Genomic DNA, 20,545 nt, shown 5'->3' with positions numbered 1-20,545 from the left:
AAAGGTAAGACTTTCTCAACATAAATTTCTCAATATACAAGTAAACGCTTGAAAGAAAAATTCAAGCGTTTACTCCAAAACCAAATAGCGACAATCTATTCCACTTCCTCGCCCCACAATTCCACATCACTCGGAGCAGTCAATAATGAATAAATTATATTTATCCATGTGATAATGTACGAGATAACCATCATCGTCATCATAGTTATTCTTCCTCCTCTTTTGAATTATCGTTATTAAAGCTGAATGAAAGAGTAAAGCTATTTCCAAAGGAGTCGAAGAAATAAATATCAATCACTTGTTGCTCTTCGGATTGAGAAGTGTAGTATAAGCGAAACGTTTCCCGATCTAAGTCATAGTAATCATTCGGGAGAAATATTGTTCCATTATCTATTTTCAACTCTCCAATACCATCAGGCTGAAAGTAGCGAAAGAAATACTTTATATTTTCGTATCTGCCTGAACGCTCTAGCTGGCATCTGATTTCTGCGACCTCCCCTTTCTTTAATTTCTTCGGGACTGGTAAGTGAGTAACTTGGAACTCATAATCCTGCTTAATATCAAGATTATCACTACAAGCACAGGCGATACAGGCAAGCAGTATCGTGTATACTATATATGATGCTATTTTTTTCATTTTCTATTTTCCTAGTTTATTATAAATTTAAAACCTATTCCTACCTGAGTATGGAACTTATTGATAGACGAGCCGAAAAGTATCCGCTCTCTAGCATGGAGCAAAACTGCAAAGCGATCCGACAAGAAAGCTTCTACCTCAAACGTGACTGCACCACCATACAGAAAGTTATCCTCACTTGTGATTGTCGCCCCATCAAAGAGTAATTCTTTGCCCCAATTCACAGTTTCGTAACCTGCCATAGCAGAAGCTCCAATTGAGAAGAATAATGTTTTCGAAGGGTCGGACAAAAATTTCAAATAGTAACCACCTTCGGCTGTTATTTGCGACACAGGTATAAGTATATCCTTATACCCATGCTTCTTTTGCAGATATTCAGCACCGAATACCCATCGGTTACCATTCTTGAGATAGGTCGATAAAGCAATTCCCGCTGCAAAGGCTTGTTTGGCCTCATTTTTTAGCTTAAAACCATCTACAAAAGAACCCGATACCTGAATACCATTTTGCCCTGCTAAGTAGCGTTGAGCCTGAGTCTGCCCTATCAGGGCAAGACTCAGCAATATTAACAATACTATTCGTTTCATCTTATTTTACTTTTAGCTCATTAATCTCTTCGGCTCTCAACAAATCAGCGTTTTTGACAATAAAGGTCTGGTTCCGACCGCCGTTCTTCTCAAAAAGTTCTATGACCAAATGTTTATCATTCGGGATAGTTATTTTATCAATGGTAAATACAGTTCGTTCAGTTTGATTTCCGCCAACTGTAGAAATAAAGTTGTAAGCACGAAGTGGATAAATAACCGTTTCTTGAATAGCAGTTTGTTTAGCCAATTTCTTATCTACAATCTTCATTCTTACAAAATCAATATCAAAAGGAACATTAGACGAGTTCTTAATCGAAGTATGCAGATATAGAAGTCCATTATGTGTGTAAATTCCTTTTAAAAGATACTGAATACCAAAACGTTTTGAACCGATATGCTTTACCAGACGTTTATCATTTTTATAGATGGAGCGATTTATCAGATATACAATTCTAGGTGACTCACTACCCAACTCCTTCAGGTAAATATCCATCGAGTTATTGGGACGATTTGTTGCAATACCATCGTGCATAAAATCTTTCATCTCAACATTCAGTTTTTCAGGTTCATCCGAATATTTGATATTGAAAGTATAGTAGCTGCCTTCTTCAGTAATGACTGCCATATTGGTCTCCGTTTCAAAATTTCGGATAGCCGCTTTTATTCGTAACACATTCTCCGAAGTTCCTGCTTTACCTGCTACAATCAGGTTAGAGCCTAAGTCCACATACTGAATGGATGCAGGAAAGATGATGTGAATGGTCTTATCAAAAGTAACCTCCAATCCGTAAGGAGGAATCATTCTGTCAAAAGTGATTTTCTTGGACAATCCTTCGTAATAATCTCCCTTAGATGGCTTTACAGCATCTTGCAGTTGATACTGCAATTCATCAGTATATTGCTCCTTATTATTCTCTTCGGTTTGTGCATGGATACTCATAGTTGTGATTAGAAGCAATGTGAGTACAATTATATATTTCTTCATTTTCTTGAATTTAAAAGTTGATTAATTTGATTTTGGCATCAGCATAATGCGATAGCCTGATTTGAGCGTAACCTTTACTTGACGTATCTTCTTTTGCATATAAGCCGATACGCCCTGAATAGCTCCTTTACTTAGATCGGATGCTAATTGAGCTCCTGTGCTCTGTGTCATAGTAAAACTTGTGCCGACACTATTCCCCATATTGGCAACTATCTCTTTGGCTGCATTCATCTCCAATGAGCCGGGGATGTAAATCCCTTTTTGCCCATCGGTGTCATAGGTTACCATTTCTACAGGAATAATTGTTCCCTGATACTCAATAGAAGAGATCAGAATATCCAATCTCTCCCCTTGTATTTTAGCCAAACCTGTTAGAATAGTATTTTCGGGAATCAGAGTCGAGCCTGCCACCAATGGCTCAGTTAGTCGAAGTCGGGTTGTTTGTCCATCTACCACTACCTGATCGTCATGGATAACTGCCGAAATGGTATTCTTCTCGTTTGCACCTGTTTGGGCATTCATCGTGTTGAAGCCAAAGTTTCGGGGTTGGTCGTACAAATAGAATAATTCCTCATTACTTAGATTCTGACCTAAAGCCGATACAGTCTGTTTTTGTATTTGACGAACAGGGCTGACTTTTGTTTTTCCATTGGTAGAATTATTCGGATAGTTTTCAATCTTACTTTTCAATGAATTATTCTGTTCATGTTGCCCCTGTGGTAAATACTTGGATGCCATTTCATAGGATTTTTCCATCAATATTAACTGTTCGTCAATGGTATTTTGTTTACTCTCCTTTTCTTGCATCTTGGCTTCCAATTCTTCCAACTTCCTTTTCATCTCTTCTTTTTCAGGATCGTCTTTAGGCTTTTCATAGAAATTACCTAATGTCTTATTAATATCCCGATAAGCTGAAACAGAGTTGTTTATTGGTGCAGGTTTTTCTATTTGTTTCAGTTCATCTCCCAAATTCAGATTTACCTTTTCTGCTTTGGAATTTTCTAACATATCCGCATAACCCTGTAAAGATTGCATCCGATCATTCAGTTGTCGCTTCATTTGCTCCTGTTCGTAGGCATCTTTCTTGTCCCCAATGATACCCTGCTCATTGGGATCAGGAATATCCGTGTTGAAACCGACTCCCTGCTGTTCTTTTGCTTTATCAACTTCGGATGGTCTAAAGATCATCCATATAGAAGCCAAACAAAGCACTCCCATCAGGGCAAAAATTCCATATCTTTTAAATTTCTGTTTTAGCTCGACATTTTTATTTGTTTCACTCATCTGTTTCTTCTTTAAAATAATTTTTATCAGACTCTCTAATATCCAAGTGTTTGATATGCTCTATCTTCAATTGCTCCCGTTTCTCCTGTTTTCTACCCCAATTAGCAATTGTGGTAAATGTAAAATAGAGATTGAGTAGCGTGAAAAGCAAAAGCATGATCAGGACAACGGTCAGTCGCTTGTCAGGAGTAATTTCTCCGCACAAGTCTTTGAGCTTATCCTCTATCCAATAGCCTGCATCTTTGATTTTTTCTTTCATAGACAGTACCATTAGCGATTCAACACTCGGATATCCCTATTCTCTTTGATCTCGAATCCTTCGATGGTAAAGCCATGCGGATTATTGTCTGAACGTACAGAGTTCAATAGTTTACAGTGGGTTACCAAACTACGTTCGGTGATGTTACTCTCACGAATAATCATCATTCGGGCATATACCGAGATATCATACGGATAGGTATCAAAATTGCAATTGACACTATCCACTTGTATGGTTTGATTAATATTCCCCGAAATTATCCGATTGTAATAACCCTTTTCTGCAAGGTCTTTGTAATAGTTAAAAGCTGACTTATCTGTTAGAAGCAAGGCTCTCTGAATATTACTTTCTATTGCCGACTTATCAGGAGACAGCGTAAAGAAGAGTTCGTGGAAACGCTTCACGTGTTCACGAGCCTCCACAGGTCTGTTTTGTGATAAGTCCTGCGACAGAGCCAGCATCAGCGATTTTCCACCATCAAGCACATAAATCTTTTGGCGTTGTGCTTCTGCAAACTGGTAGGAACTGTAAACAGAATATCCCGCTACCACAGCACATAGGCACAAGAACACAATACCGAAGATGCGTATCTGCTTAAAACTTGATTCAATATTTTTTAGTGATTTAAATTCCATAATTTTAAAATTAACGACCTAATAATTTTCCTCCTACATTTCCTGCTGCTGCACCCGCAGCACCTCCTGCAATAGCTCCTGCCTTTTGAGCCGAAGAGTTCACATTCTTACTCATATTACCCATACCTCCTGCCTGAATAATCCACCCTGCCACAGTGGGAATAGTGAAATAACCCACAATACCAATGATCATAAATACGATATAGACTGCATTGGATGAGTCCACTGAGTAAGCAGGATTATTTTGTAATTCAGTAATATCATTCTGCAACATAAGCACCTGAATACGAGCTAAAATGCAACTGAACAAATCTGATGCGGGTAGCCACAGATAGACGCTTATATAGCGTGTCAGCCATTGTGTAAGTGTCGATTGGAAGCCATCCCAAACAGATATAGCAAAAGCAATAGGTCCCAATATGGCAAGTACAATTAGAAAGAAGGTTCGGATAACATCAATAACCAGTGCAGCAGCCTGAAAGAGTAGTTCCAATAATTCCCGAAAGAAGTTCTGCACCGATTTTTTCAAAGAATACATTCCCCTTTCGACATACATCCCTGCTATCTGAGGGGCATCGGTTATACCCAACTGATCTAACTGTTCCTCAAAAATCTGATTATCGACCCAATAGGCTGTTTCAGGATTTCGTCTTAAAGCTTCGTATTCCAACTTGTCTTTCTGTTCCCGATAAGTGTTCATGTCAAAAGCCTGAGTTTCCAACATCTTGTTTGTTCCTTGTACCACAGGACTCATAATGCTGTTGATAGTGCCTAATACAACCGTTGGAAAGAACATGATACACAAACCGATAGCAAAAGGACGAAGCAAGGGATAAACATCAATAGGCTCCGCCCTCGATAAGGATTGCCATACACGGGCAGCGACATAGAACAACGCTCCCAAACCTGCAATCCCTTTGGCTACCCCTGCCATATCAGCACAGAGTGGCATCATGTCCTGATATAAGGCTCGGAGTATCTGATGTAGATTATCAAAATCCATTACCAGTATCTTTCTGATTGATTACCATATAAGGACATCACACGGTCTGTATCGTTCTTCTTCTTGGCACGAAGCAGAGAGACCCCGATATTTTTATTCGTGTAATACTTGACCAGATTTCGATAGTTGACCATTCTGTCATAAGTATTATCTACTACATCCATACGCTCCTTATCGGATAGTGAGAGTGTCGAAATATTGACCACACCTTTCAACTCATTCAATACATCGTTACTTTGCTCCAAGAGTTTCACATAGCCGTCGGCAATGGCATTTAACTCATCCACAGAGAAATTCGGATCGCTCAGCATTTTTCCAAAATTACTGATGTAGATATCCGAAATATCTCCGACCATCAGAATCGTTTGTTGTACCTTCTTGGCATCTTTGACTAAGTTATTTACAGCTTTCAAGGCATCGTAATATTCTTTTCCCTGATTATAAACTTTCTGAACTTCCTTAAAATTGTTCAACATATTGCTTGCAGTAGATGATGTCTGTACAATCTGGCGAGTAGTATTGACTATTCCCTGAGCCAGATTCGAGGGATCTGCAACTACCCATTGGGCATTTATTTTGCCAGCGAAAAGCACAAGGCTCACGCATAACATGAAGAATTTTATTCTCATATTGAATTTGTTTTTAATGAATAAATAATTGTTTATTTATCGCTTACGTTTACTTTCGGCGAGTTGTTTAATGGCTAACTCCAAATTCCCATCTAACTTCTCTGCCAATCGGAATAATTCTACCTTTTCAGTTTGTTCGGTAGTGTAAGTATAGTATTCCTCCAAAGAGACTTCGGTAGCATAAACAGCCGATTGCACTCCTCCCATTCCTATCCAGACTTCCTTGTATTTTCGTTTCGGATTATTGGACATATTGATGGAAAGAATCTGGGCTTTCTCCTTATCAGTCAGACCTAATATTTCCTGTATCGCATTGAACTTGTTCATATACTTTCGTTGGTCAAGCAGGATTTTACAATCGGTATTGTTGATAATGGCTTCTTTCACAATAGGCGAGGAAATAATATCGTCCACCTCCTGAGTAACAACAATGGCTTCTCCAAAATATTTCCGAACAGTTTTATACATATACTGAAGATAGCCTGCCATATTTTCTGAAGATAATGCCTTCCAAGCCTCTTCCACAATAAGTTGTTTCCGAATACCTTCCAATCGTCTCAACTTGTTCAGGAAGGCTTCCATAATGATGATGGTGACTATAGGGAAAAGTTCCTTGTTTTCCTTAATCTGGTCAATTTCGAAGACTATGAATCGCTTGGATAATAGGTCTATTTTATCTTCCGAATTTAAAAGAAAATCATAACGCCCACCCCGATAGTATTGCCTGAGCGTAGTCAAAAGGTTGTAAATATTAAAGTCAGATTTGCTAACTTCAATCTCTCGACTCTCCATTTCGATTCGATATACATCTCGCAGAAATTCATAGAAAGTATTAAAACAGGGAACAATGTTTTGATCTTTTTGGATAAGTTCAATGTATTGTTCCAAAGCACTACCTAGTTCTGCCGATTCAGTCTTGGTAATCTTTTCGTTTTCACTTTTCCAAAGGGTAAGCAAGAGTGTCTGTAAACTTTCTTTTTTCTCTACTTCAAAGATCCCATCATCGGTATAAAATGGATTAAATGAGATAGGATGCTCTTGCGTATAAGTAAAATACACGCCATCTTCTCCTTTGGTTTTATTGTGAATTAATTCACATAATCCCTGATAGGAATTTCCCGTATCAACCAAAATGATATGCGTTCCTTGTTCCCAATACTGACGGACCAGATGGTTCATAAAGAATGATTTTCCACTACCACTAGGTCCCAACACGAACTTATTACGATTGGTAATAATCCCTTTTTGCATAGGTAAATCGGATATATCCAAATGAAGGGGTCTTCCTGTCAGTCGGTCTACCATCTTGATGCCGAAAGGAGATGGTGAGTTTTTATAGTTCGTTTCTGCCACAAAGAAGCATAAGGCTTGTTCAATAAACGTATAAAAACTCTCTTCGCTCGGAAAATCGCCTGCATTGCCCGGAATACCTGCCCAATAAAGTGTAGGTACATCAATCGTATTGTGGCGGGGTTTACATCCCATCAAAGCTAATTGGCTTCCTACATCATTCTTTGTACGCTTGAGTTCATTTTTATCATCACTCCATGCCAATACATTGACATGACAACGCACCGAAGTAAGCCCAAAACTATGTGCCTCATTCAAATATTCTTCGATCCAGGCTTTATTGATTTGGTTACTTCGACTGTAGCGGGATAAAGAGTGCATATTTCGAGCCTGTCTTTCAAAACGTTTCAGATTTTCCGCATGGTCATCTATAAAGATATACTGATTCACAATGTGATTACAGGATAACAACACACCAATGGGAGCAGCAAAGGACAGTCGGCAATCACTCCTATCGGTTGATAGCCGTTCATAGCGAACATCTGTTTGTACCTTACTTGGAATATCTTCCGTATCGGAAAGTGTATGCAGACACATTCGCTGATCGCCGACCTTTATTTCTCCTACACCTAAAGACATATCCTGCAAACAGGTCGTATCCTCCTGAGAGAGTGAGAAATATTTTTCAACAATGCCTGCTTCTTTTTCCGTTCCTACTATCTCATCGGTCGTCAGCTTGGTCAGTTCGATAAAACCATTGTCATTTATAATTCGCTCAAATTGTTCGACTGCCTCCAAGAACTTCTGTGCCGTTTCTTTATCCTGAATTTCTTTAGGGACAATAAAGCCACGAGTCAAAGCATTAAAACTGCTTTGTTGTCTGGCTCGCTCTTTCGTTGTCTTGGTCAGAAATAGATAACACGTGTGATTTAGAAATGGACGTTCATTGAAGTGTCGTTCAAAGGAACGGGACAGGAAACTAATATCTTCTTTTTGCGTTTCGCCCTTATAGTTTTCTTCAATAAACCAATCCTGTTTCAATAGCACAGAGTAATTCGGCAATACTTTAATGGCTTTGAGCCAAGAGGCATGCATCGCTTCATATTCAGCAGATGTAACTGTAAAGAGTTCGGGTAGTTCCACTTTATAGGCAATTGTTATATCTGCATCTTTGCTGATAATGCAATCATGCTCTACTGCCAATAATGGGAATTTACTTTCGAGTGTCGCTGCTTTTAATGTATTTCTCATAGAGTCTCCTCCTTTCTTCTAACCTTAGCGAACAACCGTTGTATCCGCAGGCGGTTGATAATGTATCTGGGATGATTAGCTGTCGCCTGCAATTTCATCAATCCGTATTCCCCATATTTCTCATTGAGATAGAAAGTTACCCAGACTAATATTCCTGCCGTAACAACACCAAAACCGATACATACTATTTGGTCGATTCCGATCATATACATAATTACAAAGACCACGAATACAGCTAATAGTCCTCCTGCGAAAATAAATAGGTACTGACTTTTGAGTCCCTTAAATTCCGCAGGTTTTCCGATTCCTTTATTTATGGAATATTCTGCCATCAGCCATCAGATTATAGAAAAAATGAACGAAGAATAGTAGCTGCAACAATCAAGAAGATACATGCACCAAACCATGAAGCTGCCGTTTTAGAAGTATCAGGGTCGCCACTCGAAAATTTACTATAAACCTTTACGCCCCCGATAAGTCCGACAACTGCACCGATAGCATAAATCAGTTTGGTTGCAGGATCGAAATAGGAAGTTACCATATTGGTGGCATCGGTTATCCCCTGCATACCATTACCCTGTGCAAATGCACTGACAGTTGTTATCAAAAACAGGGTAAATAGAAATACGATTTTTTTATTCATTCGATAATTGTAAAATGGCTATGGAGTTGGATATTCCCCATAGCCGGGTTAAACTTGTTTTAATTGAAAATTGGTGGTGGTCAATGGACCATTGTTCTACAACTTACTTCCTCATAGGCTACCTCCTTTCTGTTCGTATTTTATATTAGAAAAATTCACTCGCATCAAATCCGTCGTATTCATTTGAACGAGAAGCGACACCTGAATCAACACCTTCTATTTGTTCAGCCGTATGTTGTTGGATACGCAGATCTATGAGTGAAGAAATTCTGGCAGCTAATGCTCCTTTGGTAGAACTCATTTTACTAACCAGCTCCGTATTCCGATTTTTATGCAAAACTCCTCCTGCCTTTTGTTCCTCCTCTTTAGAAGCAGTCTTGCTGTTAATCACATCAACAGTTTTCATCATTACATCGTAATCCATTCCTCCGGCAGTATAGACTTCTTCCTTCGTGTAAGCAGCAATTTCTTCCTCTTCATCAATTACTGTTTCTGTGGGGTCGGCATCTATTACTAAATCCTTCGGATCAGGTTCGCTCTCATTCAATGACGGCTCAAAATTATTTTCTTTTTCGGCTATATCATTAGCTTTCAAGGAACTGTCATTTTGTGTCATCATATGTCTGGTGTCAGGTATGCTTCTGCCAACTCTAGCAACTTTCTTTTCCTTCTTTTTAGGAATTGCTTCATCATTTTTAGACAAATCGGTTTTCTTTCGGATATCAATTTTATACTCTGACAAAAGGAGAAAGACAATTCCCGCCAGACAAGCTGCTATTACTAATTCTGCTACCATAGCTATTCCAATAAATCGTCTTTAGTTTGCTTATACAGCGTATTGATCTCATCTTTATGTTTTTCCAAATGATGCCTTAATACATTGTCAATATATCCACCCACGGACAAATTGGATAGCCCTCCAATCTCCAAAACAATCTTTTTCACTTTCTCGTGAATATAGGTGCTGACATACACGCTTTTACGGTCATTAATCTCGTTACGACAGAGAAAATCATTTTCATAATCTCCGCTACTCTCTACTATATTACGTTTTCGCCCACGTTTGGAAGGCACTTTTGGCTTTTCCTCTTCTTTCTTTATAACCTCAACTTCCTTTTCTTTTTCAGGAGGGATTCTTCCTTCTTTTCTATTTCCAATGGATGCCAATAGGAAGTCCTCATCAATTTCTTCTGCCATGCTTATTTACTTTTTACGATTTCAAGAAATTCCTCTACAAATTCCTCCAGATTACTTCCCCGTATCAATCGCTTATCGATAGGCAAAAGTGTAGAACGAAAGATAGGTCTGTGTTCTGTCGTTATCTCGTGGCGAAAGCGTTTGGTATCAGGAAGCGAGGTTTTCATAATCTGTAAGCCCAGTTCGGCAATTACATCTTCATATACTTCGTAGAGATGCCCGTGTTCACGAGCATCGACCAAATTCCATAAAAGAAACAGATCTTTGATTTTCCCCTTTCCTGTAGTGATGATCTGCTCATTGATAAGGGCTGCATATTCCAACGAACTTTCCAAAACCATACGATCTGCCGTGATGGGCGTAAAAATATAGTCCATCTGGGAAAGGGTACTTAGCACCCCTTTCGCATTGATTGTTCCCGGCAAATCAAAGAATACAAAGTCCAAAGGCACTTCCGATTCATTGATCAGCGTTTTCGCTGTTTCAATAGCTTCAGCAGTACGGCTGACCTCTATCGGATAAGCTTTCTTGCTTAAAGCTTTGCTTTGTTTGTAGAACAATGATTTGTAGTGAGCATCTTCTGTAACCATTTTCTTATCACGTTCCCGCATCCCGTTGATGCTATACTGAGGATAATCACAATCTACTACAGCTACCCGATAGCCTTTCAGATAATGCAAATAACTGGATAGTAATACTGTCAAAGCAGTTTTGCCGACTCCTCCTTTTTGAGTGGCTACGGCGATAAATAATGTTTCTTTTTTCATACGATATTGTTTTAATTAAGTAATTCATTCATGTGTTAAATCAATCCTTCATGAACTAACCCATTAGTGAGTGATAGCATTCAATCAGTCAGTAGTGATTGTTTTCATGTGATAATTCATACATTCTTTAGTGAGTTAAAGCATGATGTCATGAATTCATGGGTTAATTCACTCACTAAGCCACTCATTCATACAAGAATTATTGTATGCTGTCATTCTATAAGTAATGAGTTAAGACAGTAATTCGGTAGTGAACTATCTATTGTATGCAATCAATACTTAATGAATTATTGTCAGAATGTATGAGCTAATCCAAGAACTAATTCACACAAATAAACACAGAAATAGGGCTGTTTATACAATCTTCAGATTAATTGTCATCTAGTGTCCCCTGCCGTCATCTTCTGTCTGATAAATAAATGATAATCTTTCAATTAAGAGACTCTACCTTTGTAGCGTGATGATAATCTCTCATTTTTTGAACGGGCTAATTCCGTTCCGAAATCAGCTTTTGGGCAATCCATCAGCGGATGGATTTTAGTATTCGTCAGAATACAGCAAGGTGTGTTTTGAAGCACTTGAAATAAATTTCCGTGCCTCAAAACCCTTGCCCCTTACCGGGGAGAAAATCATTCCGAAGTCATGATTTTATTTACTAATCTTTATTATGTTTATGAAGCCAAACAATGAATCTAAAAAAAGGAAAGGTGGTAGACATCCTAAAGCTGATCCTGCAAAACATCGCTATGTCATTTACTTAAACAGTGCTGACAATGCTCGTTTTCTTTCCTTATTTGAACAGTCCGAAAAGACTATAAAAGCCCATTTTATTACCTCTTGTATTTTCAATAAGCCCATCAAAGTGGTCAAAATAGATAAAGGAGTACAGGATTATTATATGCGAATGACTACTTTTTTCGGACAATACAGAGCCATAGGGACAAATTATAACCAGATTGTAAAAGCATTAAAGTCTAATTTTTCAGAGAAAAAAGCATTGGCATTTCTCTATAAATTGGAAAAAGCGACACTCGAATTGGTCGCTTTACAAAAACAAATGATGCAACTAACGGATGAGTTTGAGCAGAAATACGGACACTTATGGTTGCAAAAATAAGTAAAGGGAACTCGCTTCACGGTGCTTTATCCTACAATGAGGAGAAGGTAAAAGAGCAACAGGCAAAAGTTATTTTTAGTAATCATGTGATGTTAAATCGGGATGGTTCGTCAAATATGTATCTAGCTAGTTTGTCGTTTGCTCCGTATTTGGATGCTAATAAAAACACAGAAAAAGTAATCTCGCATATATCCCTAAACTCTCATCCTGACGATATAGTGTCGGATGAAATGTATAGTGATATTGCTCAAACTTATATGCAAAAACTAGGATATGGGAACCAACCTTATATCGTTTATAAGCATGAAGACCTCGACCGCAAGCATATTCATATCGTGACAGTCAATATAGATGAAAATGGGAAAAAGATTGATGATTCTTTTGAGAAGAGGCGTTCTAAAGATATCACCAACGAATTAGAAAAGACTTATAATCTGCATCATGCCGATAAAAAGAAGCAATCCGAAGATCTGCCACAACTTAGACGAGTGGATTATCAATCGGGAAATGTAAAGAAGCAGATAGCCAATACGACCAAAGCTTTGATTAAATCTTATCGTTTCCAATCGGTCAATGAGTATCGTGCTTTGCTTTCGCTGTATGGTATATCTGTAGAGGAAGTCAAGGGAGAGAAGAATGGCAGGAAATACAGTGGATTGGTTTATTCTGCTTTGGATAATAAGGGAGAGAAAGTCGGCAATCCGATTAAAGCATCGGCTATCGGAAAAAGTGTCGGTTATGATGCCCTGCTAAGTCGCTTGGAGTATTCAGCCAAATACATGAAGGAGCATAAAGTATTCAAATCTCCCAAAGCAATTATCCAATCAGCCATAGACAACTATACCAACAGACAGGGTTTCCTGAATACTTTAGCACAAAATAGAATAAGTACAGTATTTCGAGAGAATCAGGAAGGTCGTATCTATGGGGCAACTTTTATTGACTATCAAAGCAAGTGTGTATTCAATGGCTCTAAGATGGGTAAGGAGTTTTCGGCTAATATTTTTAATGAACTATTTAAGGATGAGCCTCAAACCAAACAACAAATAGTTCCAGATCCAATAAATAGTTCAGACAAAGATGCTTCTTGGCAAGATGATTCTATAGAAAAAACAGAGTATGAAAACAATTGGGAAGAGGATTATACAATAATCCCATCACTGCTAGAGCAACATGGTACTGATTATGAAGCGGAAGCTTTTGCCAAAAGGAAGGAAATGGAAGATAAAAAACGCAGACGAATGAGATTCAAAGGATTCTGATTTACTTTCTTTCTAAGATATTTCCATTCCAATCTATTTTCTTAGGAATATGTAATTTATGCCATCTAGAAACAAATGAATCTATGTTGCTCATATCTTTTTCTATAAGTTTTTCTAGTTTTTTAATCTGTCTTTTTAGTCGCCATCTTGAATTATAACATCCGATTTTATGCTTTTTAAAGCAACACAATGTGATAATTGGAATCCAAACATAGTCATCGCTTCTTAATCGCATCCTATTTAGTCTGTTAGGTGGAATAATATAATTTAGATAATTTGAGTCTTTTAGTTCTTCCAGATATTTTACCTGAGGATCTAGTTCGAATATATTTAAGTAAAGTTGAATAAATTTATCTCCTTTAATAATATGGACATCAATTGTTTCCAGAAAATGATTTTTTAGTCTACAATAAGTATAAGAAAAGCCATGATGGCTATCTCTACCATTCCAACATGAAGTAAATGGAGCTTTTTCAAATCCAGATTCCAAAAGAGCAGGATGTCCTTTCTCTATGAAAATTTGATTTTTCACTTTTACCATTTCCTTATCAGATATACTAAATAATAACCCCATACTTCATAAATATTTTATTGCCTAAGTTAGTGATTAAATAATATAGCTGTCCATTATTGGCATAGAGATGTCTTACTCTTCTATTGCAATAGATCATATTTTTGAGCCAAAACATAAAAATAAAGATTATGCAGAATGAAGATGATTTAAGAGGACTTGCTAAAGTAATGGAGTTTATGCGAGCCATTAGTATTTTATTTGTAGTGATTCATATTTATTGGTTCTGTTACCAATTTATTTTGGATGCAGGGATAAATATTGGAGTTGTGGATCAGATATTACTGAACTTTCAGCGTACAGCAGGATTATTTTCAAATATTTTATGGACAAAGATATTCGCAGTAGTATTTTTAGCCCTATCCTGCTTGGGTACTAAGGGCGTGAAAGAAGAAAAAATCACTTGGAATAAAATCTATGTATTTCTATTTTTTGGCTTTATATTCTTCTTTCTAAATTGGTGGATATTGGCACTTCCTTTGCCTTTAGTAACCAATACAGGCTTTTATATTTTCACAATGACAATCGGTTATATCCTCTTACTGATAGCAGGACTTTGGATGAGTCGGTTATTGAAAATAAATCTGATGGATGATGTATTCAATACAGAGAATGAAAGTTTTATGCAGGAAACCCGATTAATTGAAAATGAATACTCTATTAATCTACCAACACGATTCCAATATCTGAAAAAGCAACATAAAGGATGGATAAATGTTGTTAATCCTTTCAGAGCAACGATTGTCTTAGGAACTCCCGGTAGCGGGAAGTCTTTTGCTGTTGTCAATAACTATATAGACCAACAAATTAGTAAAGGTTTTGCCCTTTACTGTTACGATTTTAAATACCCCGATTTATCGACTATTGCTTATAACAAGATGCTGCAATATGGGTATAAATACGAAGTAGCTCCTGAATTCTATGTTATTAATTTTGACGATCCTGAACGTAGCCATCGATGTAATCCTATTGCCCCTGCATTTATGACTGATATTTCGGATGCTTACGAAAGTGCCTATACCATTATGCTCAATCTGAATAAAACGTGGATACAAAAACAAGGCGACTTCTTTGTCGAATCGCCCATCATTCTGTTGGCTGCTATTATTTGGTATCTGAAAATATACGATGATGGAAAATACTGCACTTTTCCCCATGCAATAGAGTTTTTGAACAAGCCCTACAAAGAGATATTCCCAATCCTTACATCTTATCCTGCATTAGAAAATTACCTATCTCCGTTTATGGATGCATGGCACGGGAATGCCCAAGAGCAATTACAGGGACAAATAGCAAGTGCGAAGATTCCATTGTCAAGAATGATCTCTCCTCAATTGTATTGGGTAATGTCGGGTAACGATTTCACATTGGATATCAATAATCCTGATGCTCCGAAGATACTTTGTGTTGGGAATAACCCTGATAGACAAAATATTTATGGTGCTGCTCTTGGCTTGTATAACTCTCGCATAGTGAAATTGATAAATAAGAAAGGTCAACTCAAAAGTTCGGTTATCATTGATGAATTACCGACTATCTACTTTCGAGGATTGGATAATCTGATTGCCACCGCCCGAAGTAACAAGGTCGCTGTTTGTCTGGGATTTCAAGATATATCGCAGCTCACTCGTGATTATGGGAGAGAGGAAGCCGATGTTGTGATGAATACCGTTGGTAATATCTTTTCGGGACAAGTGGTTGGCGACACAGCCAAAAATCTTTCCGATCGTTTTGGAAAGGTTTTACAGAAACGACAATCCATGACCATCAACAAGCAGGATAAATCGACGACCATCAATACCCAACTAGATTCTTTAATTCCAGCATCGAAGATTTCAACTCTCACTCAAGGGATGTTTGTTGGCTCTGTCTCCGATAATTTTGATGAACGAATTGAGCAAAAAATGTTTCATGCTGAGATTGTTGTTGATACGGACAAAGTTTTTGCCGAAACCAAAAAATTTCAGAAGATACCTGTTATCATGGACTTTCAGCAGACTTTCAATAAGCCTATGAAAGAGGTTATTGATAATAATTACTACATCATCAAAAAAGATGTTGCTCAAATTGTTAAAATCGAGATGGAACGGATAAAGAAAGACCCTGAATTGATGAAGTTGGTGAAGAAATAAGACTAAAGGGATAATCCATTATGAACTATCCCTTTAGAAATATGCAATTAAGCATACTGGATAAGCTTCCAAGTAACCCCTTTTCCCCCATATGGAGGCATCGTGTTTCCCTTAGCTATTGGCGCTGTCGTTGTAGGAGTTCCTACAACTTTCCACACTCCACTCTCAGGGCATTTCTGTCCTGTAGTTGCTGTAGTACCTATCGGTGCTCTCATAAAAACAAGTGTTATGACCCTAAATTTTCCAGGAAAGATCACCCTGTCTTCTCTTTAAGGTATCGAAGTAACCTTTAATTATCCTTTACAGCTGTATTTTTATCAATAATCCGTACAACAACACTGATTTGCTTTTCTGGATGAGCCTCAAGATTTATCCGATTGATAAATACGTGAAATAAGTTGTTGTGTCCCAACTGCAAAAATTTAGATATTTCCTCATTTTCCTCTCTAGGGATGTAACCTAACATAATATTATCATACATAATTTTTACAGCGTTGGGGTCAAATCCATTTGTAGGTTCTGCTTCAAGTAAAAGCTTTGTACCCACACGTATAGATTCTATTGCTTCTAAGCCATTCCAGTAAGTAAATCCGGCAATATAAAATGTAGCATAAAATTGATTTTTCATAATCTTTGATTTTTGTTGTTTAATATTCTATTACAAAGATGATCCACTATTATGCAGTCTATCTGCACAGATAAAAAAAAAGAGACTATTCTTTCGAATAATCTCTTTAGAACTATTTATGTATATATAAATTAATATCCGTTAATCTCCAAATCAGTAGCGTTTACCATCGCTGCGTATACATACATGACAGCTATAGCATGAAGAGCTGGGGTTAACTCTTCAGTTTTAAGTATCGGAGACATATGAGCTTGGTCATTTCTCCACTGATATAGCATATTATAATATGCATGCATATTGGAAAGTTTTTCATCTGTGGTCTTATATAACTTTTGAATATCAGCAAACTGTTGAACGACATGGACTAACCCAGATGTGCGACTTTCAGATTCTAGTTCTTTATGCTCTCGCATATAATATATCTTTCTTAAAAAAGCTTCATATTTTGTTACTAAAGTTTGGAAATAAATTTGCAGATCCAAATCTCTGTTTTCAGATCTGTATAGATTATTGAAAGTATCTTTCAATGTATCATTTAGTCCATCTAAACTTTCTACTGTAGTAGCATTGAAAATTTTGAATAACCAGTCAATAACTTCTTCTAACTCTCTATATGTGACTCCAGCTAATTCCGAAAACTCTTCAACCAGATTATCATACATGAGCTGTTTGAGTTTTTCTTCATCATAATCGGGACGATTCCCTTTCATGGTAGCAGCTGCTAAGAACTCAAATGCTTTTCTAAAAAATGTTTCAGAAAATGCTTGATTGGAAGACATTACATCCATCAGGCTAAAATACTGACTCATCTTTTCAATGCTCTTTGTTGTAAATTTATCCTTTATTAATTCTATCAGGATATCAACTGTGTTTTGAGCATTAAATGCCTCCTGAATCTCTTTGTCAGCAAGTACTTCCAATAATAGAGAATATATTAGTTTATCATTCTCTTCTAAAAATCCTGCATAAGGCTCATTAATATCCTCTAGTAGTTGATGTAACGTAGCAAATTCCACTACATTTGTTTTTGTTATAGTTGCATCACTAATACCCAATTTTCCATCCTCTTCTTCCAATAAAATAGAACCATTTTCCCGTTCTTCTATCTTAAACTTATCCAGATTAATTCTTTCTAGTACATCCAATGGTAGTGTATCTTTAGTATATGGCAAGAATTTATATAAAAGCTTGCAAAATAGATAATACTTCTCCAGTTCAGGATCTATAAATGTCATTAATTGCGATAAAAATACATAACGTCTAACATAGCGATTAACTTGCTTACGAAATATGGCTTGCTCTGCTTTTTCCATCGGTTCAACGTGATCTTGTACCAAGGAACGAAAAAATGGAGAAAGTTCTTCCGGATTTCGATTTTTATCCATCAATACGGCTATGACCTCTTCAATCTGATTTGTCCCAAATACCTTATAATTATCAATCTCCAATTTATAATCATATAACTGTTGAGTATTTGCTTCTTCACTCAAACGAGTTGTTTGATAATAAGGCTGAAAGGCTTTTTGTATCTGGTCTTGCTCATTCACAAAATCAATTACCATCGTATCTTTCTTACCTGTATAGCAACGATTTAAACGGCTCAATGTCTGTATAGCCTGAACACCTCCGAGTTGTTTATCTACGAACATGGTGTGCAGAAGGGGTTGGTCAAAACCAGTTTGAAATTTATTGGCAACAATAAGTATTCTGCAATGGTCTTCCTTAAATTTATCACGAATTGCAGCGTCCTTAATACCGAAACCATTCATATTTTCTTCAGTATATTTATGTTCATTGATCTCTACTGTCCCCGAAAAAGCTACTAAGGTAGATATCTGTCCATTATATTTTTCATTGATCAGCTGATCCAAAGCTTGCTTGTATCGCACAGCATGGGCACGGGAACTGGTAACTACCATTGCCTTAGCCTTACCTTCAATTTTATGAATCGTCTTAGTCATAAAATGATTGAGCATCATATTGGCTTTGTAAGTAATAACATACGGGTTATCGTTTACATATTGCATCATCAAACGAAGAGCTTTTTTCTTATCATACTCTTCCTGATTTTCGTCAGGTACTTGTTCTCTATTTACAAGCTCAAATAACGACTTGAAAGTGATATAGTTTTCTAAAACATCTATGATGAAACCTTCTTCAATGGCTTGTCTCATAGAGTAAACATCAAATGCCTCGCCATTATGTCCGAATAGATTTAGTGTCTGTTCTTTTGGGGTTGCTGTAAATGCAAAATAAGAAATATGCGGCATATTTTGTCGTGCTGCTTGTATCTCGCTAATCAAACGATCGAAGTCGTTCTCAATATCCGGATCACCTTTATCAACAATAGATTGGAGTAAGTCTTTGTCTGTTAGTGTAAGTTTCAGGTCTTTAGCATTTTCTCCATTTTGCGAACTATGAGCCTCATCAATAATAATAGCAAATCGGCTACCTCTAAGTTCGTCTAAGTGCTTTCGAGCATTCCCGAATTTTTGGATAGTAGTCACAATGACTCGATAGCCTTTCTCCAAGGCATCAGCTAGTTTTTGAGAGCCTTTCTGTACCGATTTCACTACTCCGGCAACGGTCTCGAAATCGTGTATTTCGTCAGATATGGCTTTGTCTAATACTATACGGTCTGTTACAACAATTATACTGTCGAATATAGGTTTGTCTTCGTTGTCAAATAAGTCGCTAAGCTGATGTGCCAGCCATGCAATACTTTTCGACTTGCCCGATCCTGCACTATGCTGTACTAAATAATTGTGTCCAATGCCTTTTTCTTTAACATCGCTCATAATACGTCTAACACAACGCAACTGATGATAACGAGGAAAAATAGTGACTACACGCTTTTTCAGATCGCTACGTGGAATATATTGCTTTATAAAGTCTTGTAATATATTTAGCAAACTATCTGCTTGAAATATATCTTTCCACATATAGGATGTCGCATAATCTCCTTCAACGATAGGATTTTCGGTATCGATGTTGAAAGGTAGGAACTGTGTATCTTCATTAGCGAGCTTGGTAGTCATCATTACTCGATTGTTGTCGATCACAAAATGAACTAAGCAATTGCGCAAAAATCGATTGTTCATATCGCGACTGGTACGATACTGAGTCATCCCATTCACAATATTTTGTCCTGTAAATTCATTTTTAAGCTCGCAAGTTAGAAAAGGAATACCATTGATCAGTATTACTAAATCAAGTTCATTGGTACGATCATTCCCTGAATTTGAATAACGCATCTGGCGAACTACTGAGAAACAGTTTTTCTGATACAACTCTACAAAGGGCAGGTTCTTTTGTTGGTCTGGCTTGAATTGCAAAAGTTTGATTTTTATGCCTTGCAAGGTAAAACCTTCACGCAACACTTTGAGCAAACCTATACCATTATCCAAGCGTTTGTTATATTCTTTTACAACCTCATTCATGGCATTGTCGCCAAAGCGTCCGATCAATTTATTCCATGCATTGGGTTGTCCTTTTTCTATAAAGCGTTGTAACATGTCTAGATCGCACATGCGAGCAATATCGAAATCGCTCGCCTTACGCTGATTGTACAAGGGACTATCTGCTAAATAGGAAGTGATAAGGTTTTCCAAATAGGCTTCGTTAGGCCCATTCAGATTATTGGTTGTGTAAGTCATATCAGTTTAAAT

Annotated in this window: 21 protein-coding genes; 3 read left to right on the top strand and 18 right to left on the bottom strand. The window is 37.3% G+C overall.

The window, feature by feature from the left end; translation table 11 throughout:
- Window positions 1–205: 205 nt before the first annotated feature.
- The 14 genes from JGH11_RS04955 to JGH11_RS04890 all read right to left on the bottom strand — a co-directional run bounded on the left by JGH11_RS04955 (window position 206) and on the right by JGH11_RS04890 (window position 11,167).
- Window positions 206–637, bottom strand: a complete 432-nt coding sequence (locus JGH11_RS04955; protein WP_201110463.1) for a DUF3872 domain-containing protein — start codon at window positions 635–637, stop codon at window positions 206–208.
- An 11-nt stretch (window positions 638–648) separates the two neighbouring features.
- Entirely contained in the window at window positions 649–1,224 is a 576-nt protein-coding gene (locus JGH11_RS04950; RefSeq protein ID WP_201110462.1) for a conjugal transfer protein TraO, read from the bottom strand.
- A 1-nt stretch (window position 1,225) separates the two neighbouring features.
- Complete coding sequence (gene traN, locus JGH11_RS04945; protein WP_201110461.1) at window positions 1,226–2,209, bottom strand: conjugative transposon protein TraN; 984 nt, start codon at window positions 2,207–2,209, stop codon at window positions 1,226–1,228.
- Window positions 2,210–2,230: 21 nt separating this feature from the next.
- Window positions 2,231–3,493 (bottom strand): conjugative transposon protein TraM, encoded by a 1,263-nt coding sequence (gene traM / locus JGH11_RS04940; RefSeq protein ID WP_201110460.1) that lies wholly within the window; start codon window positions 3,491–3,493, stop codon window positions 2,231–2,233.
- Window positions 3,486–3,752, bottom strand: a complete 267-nt coding sequence (locus JGH11_RS04935; protein ID WP_201110459.1) for a TraL conjugative transposon family protein — start codon at window positions 3,750–3,752, stop codon at window positions 3,486–3,488. Before JGH11_RS04935 ends, traM begins: the two co-directional genes overlap by 8 nt.
- 11 nt (window positions 3,753–3,763) lie before the next feature.
- Window positions 3,764–4,387 carry a conjugative transposon protein TraK gene (traK, locus tag JGH11_RS04930; RefSeq protein WP_201110458.1) on the bottom strand — a complete coding sequence of 208 codons (624 nt, stop codon included), beginning with the start codon at window positions 4,385–4,387 and terminating at the stop codon, window positions 3,764–3,766.
- 10 nt (window positions 4,388–4,397) lie between these two features.
- A complete protein-coding gene (gene traJ / locus JGH11_RS04925; protein ID WP_201110457.1) occupies window positions 4,398–5,390 on the bottom strand; it encodes a conjugative transposon protein TraJ in 993 nt (330 codons plus the stop codon).
- Window positions 5,390–6,019, bottom strand: a complete 630-nt coding sequence (locus JGH11_RS04920; RefSeq protein WP_201110456.1) for a DUF4141 domain-containing protein — start codon at window positions 6,017–6,019, stop codon at window positions 5,390–5,392. The genes traJ and JGH11_RS04920 overlap by 1 nt, the downstream gene beginning before the upstream one ends.
- Before the next feature lie 36 nt (window positions 6,020–6,055).
- Window positions 6,056–8,560 carry a TraG family conjugative transposon ATPase gene (locus JGH11_RS04915; protein ID WP_201110455.1) on the bottom strand — a complete coding sequence of 835 codons (2,505 nt, stop codon included), beginning with the start codon at window positions 8,558–8,560 and terminating at the stop codon, window positions 6,056–6,058.
- Window positions 8,557–8,892 carry a DUF4133 domain-containing protein gene (locus tag JGH11_RS04910; RefSeq protein ID WP_201110454.1) on the bottom strand — a complete coding sequence of 112 codons (336 nt, stop codon included), beginning with the start codon at window positions 8,890–8,892 and terminating at the stop codon, window positions 8,557–8,559. The genes JGH11_RS04915 and JGH11_RS04910 overlap by 4 nt, the downstream gene beginning before the upstream one ends.
- An 11-nt stretch (window positions 8,893–8,903) precedes the next feature.
- Entirely contained in the window at window positions 8,904–9,203 is a 300-nt protein-coding gene (locus tag JGH11_RS04905) for a DUF4134 domain-containing protein (RefSeq protein ID WP_201110453.1), read from the bottom strand.
- Window positions 9,204–9,348: 145 nt separating this feature from the next.
- Entirely contained in the window at window positions 9,349–9,999 is a 651-nt protein-coding gene (locus JGH11_RS04900; protein ID WP_201110452.1) for a hypothetical protein, read from the bottom strand.
- A gap of 2 nt (window positions 10,000–10,001) precedes the next feature.
- Entirely contained in the window at window positions 10,002–10,400 is a 399-nt protein-coding gene (locus JGH11_RS04895; protein WP_201110451.1) for a DUF3408 domain-containing protein, read from the bottom strand.
- Window positions 10,401–10,402: 2 nt separating this feature from the next.
- Window positions 10,403–11,167: a ParA family protein gene (locus tag JGH11_RS04890; protein WP_201110450.1), complete on the bottom strand. Its 765-nt coding sequence runs from the start codon at window positions 11,165–11,167 to the stop codon at window positions 10,403–10,405.
- Window positions 11,168–11,840: 673 nt separating this feature from the next.
- Here JGH11_RS04890 and mobA point away from each other — a divergent pair.
- Both mobA and mobB read left to right on the top strand, forming a co-directional pair.
- Window positions 11,841–12,284, top strand: a complete 444-nt coding sequence (mobA, locus tag JGH11_RS04885) for a conjugal transfer protein MobA (RefSeq protein ID WP_201110449.1) — start codon at window positions 11,841–11,843, stop codon at window positions 12,282–12,284.
- Window positions 12,269–13,546, top strand: a complete 1,278-nt coding sequence (gene mobB / locus JGH11_RS04880; protein ID WP_201110448.1) for a conjugal transfer protein MobB — start codon at window positions 12,269–12,271, stop codon at window positions 13,544–13,546. The genes mobA and mobB overlap by 16 nt, the downstream gene beginning before the upstream one ends.
- 1 nt (window position 13,547) lies before the next feature.
- Here mobB and JGH11_RS04875 read toward each other — a convergent pair whose 3' ends face one another.
- Window positions 13,548–14,120 (bottom strand): hypothetical protein, encoded by a 573-nt coding sequence (locus JGH11_RS04875; protein WP_201110447.1) that lies wholly within the window; start codon window positions 14,118–14,120, stop codon window positions 13,548–13,550.
- A 128-nt stretch (window positions 14,121–14,248) separates the two neighbouring features.
- Between JGH11_RS04875 and mobC the strand changes: the two genes are divergently transcribed.
- Window positions 14,249–16,249, top strand: a complete 2,001-nt coding sequence (gene mobC, locus JGH11_RS04870; RefSeq protein WP_201110446.1) for a conjugal transfer protein MobC — start codon at window positions 14,249–14,251, stop codon at window positions 16,247–16,249.
- Window positions 16,250–16,296: 47 nt separating this feature from the next.
- Here mobC and JGH11_RS04865 read toward each other — a convergent pair whose 3' ends face one another.
- The 3 genes from JGH11_RS04865 to JGH11_RS04855 form a co-directional block, all read right to left on the bottom strand.
- On the bottom strand, window positions 16,297–16,464 hold the full coding sequence (locus tag JGH11_RS04865; protein WP_201110445.1) for a hypothetical protein: 168 nt from the start codon (window positions 16,462–16,464) through the stop codon (window positions 16,297–16,299).
- Between the two features lie 74 nt (window positions 16,465–16,538).
- Window positions 16,539–16,877: an HIRAN domain-containing protein gene (locus JGH11_RS04860; RefSeq protein ID WP_201110444.1), complete on the bottom strand. Its 339-nt coding sequence runs from the start codon at window positions 16,875–16,877 to the stop codon at window positions 16,539–16,541.
- Between the two features lie 131 nt (window positions 16,878–17,008).
- On the bottom strand, window positions 17,009–20,533 hold the full coding sequence (locus JGH11_RS04855) for a type I restriction endonuclease subunit R (protein ID WP_201110443.1): 3,525 nt from the start codon (window positions 20,531–20,533) through the stop codon (window positions 17,009–17,011).
- Window positions 20,534–20,545: the final 12 nt, after the last annotated feature.

This window comes from Dysgonomonas sp. Marseille-P4677, assembly GCF_016652235.1.
Classification (GTDB): domain Bacteria; phylum Bacteroidota; class Bacteroidia; order Bacteroidales; family Dysgonomonadaceae; genus Dysgonomonas.
This window is presented reverse-complemented; position numbering and strand designations above follow the sequence as displayed.

Excerpts from the sequence above, each read along its gene's own strand:
- JGH11_RS04955 (WP_201110463.1), bottom strand. The coding sequence starts at position 637 with ATGAAAAAAATAGCATCATATATAGTATACACGATACTGCTTGCCTGT.
- JGH11_RS04950 (WP_201110462.1), bottom strand. The coding sequence starts at position 1,224 with ATGAAACGAATAGTATTGTTAATATTGCTGAGTCTTGCCCTGATAGGG.
- traN (WP_201110461.1), bottom strand. The coding sequence starts at position 2,209 with ATGAAGAAATATATAATTGTACTCACATTGCTTCTAATCACAACTATG.
- traM (WP_201110460.1), bottom strand. The coding sequence starts at position 3,493 with ATGAGTGAAACAAATAAAAATGTCGAGCTAAAACAGAAATTTAAAAGA.
- JGH11_RS04935 (WP_201110459.1), bottom strand. The coding sequence starts at position 3,752 with ATGAAAGAAAAAATCAAAGATGCAGGCTATTGGATAGAGGATAAGCTC.
- traK (WP_201110458.1), bottom strand. The coding sequence starts at position 4,387 with ATGGAATTTAAATCACTAAAAAATATTGAATCAAGTTTTAAGCAGATA.
- traJ (WP_201110457.1), bottom strand. The coding sequence starts at position 5,390 with ATGGATTTTGATAATCTACATCAGATACTCCGAGCCTTATATCAGGAC.
- JGH11_RS04920 (WP_201110456.1), bottom strand. The coding sequence starts at position 6,019 with ATGAGAATAAAATTCTTCATGTTATGCGTGAGCCTTGTGCTTTTCGCT.
- JGH11_RS04915 (WP_201110455.1), bottom strand. The coding sequence starts at position 8,560 with ATGAGAAATACATTAAAAGCAGCGACACTCGAAAGTAAATTCCCATTA.
- JGH11_RS04910 (WP_201110454.1), bottom strand. The coding sequence starts at position 8,892 with ATGGCAGAATATTCCATAAATAAAGGAATCGGAAAACCTGCGGAATTT.
- JGH11_RS04905 (WP_201110453.1), bottom strand. The coding sequence starts at position 9,203 with ATGAATAAAAAAATCGTATTTCTATTTACCCTGTTTTTGATAACAACT.
- JGH11_RS04900 (WP_201110452.1), bottom strand. The coding sequence starts at position 9,999 with ATGGTAGCAGAATTAGTAATAGCAGCTTGTCTGGCGGGAATTGTCTTT.
- JGH11_RS04895 (WP_201110451.1), bottom strand. The coding sequence starts at position 10,400 with ATGGCAGAAGAAATTGATGAGGACTTCCTATTGGCATCCATTGGAAAT.
- JGH11_RS04890 (WP_201110450.1), bottom strand. The coding sequence starts at position 11,167 with ATGAAAAAAGAAACATTATTTATCGCCGTAGCCACTCAAAAAGGAGGA.
- mobA (WP_201110449.1), top strand. The coding sequence starts at position 11,841 with ATGAAGCCAAACAATGAATCTAAAAAAAGGAAAGGTGGTAGACATCCT.
- mobB (WP_201110448.1), top strand. The coding sequence starts at position 12,269 with ATGGTTGCAAAAATAAGTAAAGGGAACTCGCTTCACGGTGCTTTATCC.
- JGH11_RS04875 (WP_201110447.1), bottom strand. The coding sequence starts at position 14,120 with ATGGGGTTATTATTTAGTATATCTGATAAGGAAATGGTAAAAGTGAAA.
- mobC (WP_201110446.1), top strand. The coding sequence starts at position 14,249 with ATGCAGAATGAAGATGATTTAAGAGGACTTGCTAAAGTAATGGAGTTT.
- JGH11_RS04865 (WP_201110445.1), bottom strand. The coding sequence starts at position 16,464 with ATGAGAGCACCGATAGGTACTACAGCAACTACAGGACAGAAATGCCCT.
- JGH11_RS04860 (WP_201110444.1), bottom strand. The coding sequence starts at position 16,877 with ATGAAAAATCAATTTTATGCTACATTTTATATTGCCGGATTTACTTAC.
- JGH11_RS04855 (WP_201110443.1), bottom strand. The coding sequence starts at position 20,533 with ATGACTTACACAACCAATAATCTGAATGGGCCTAACGAAGCCTATTTG.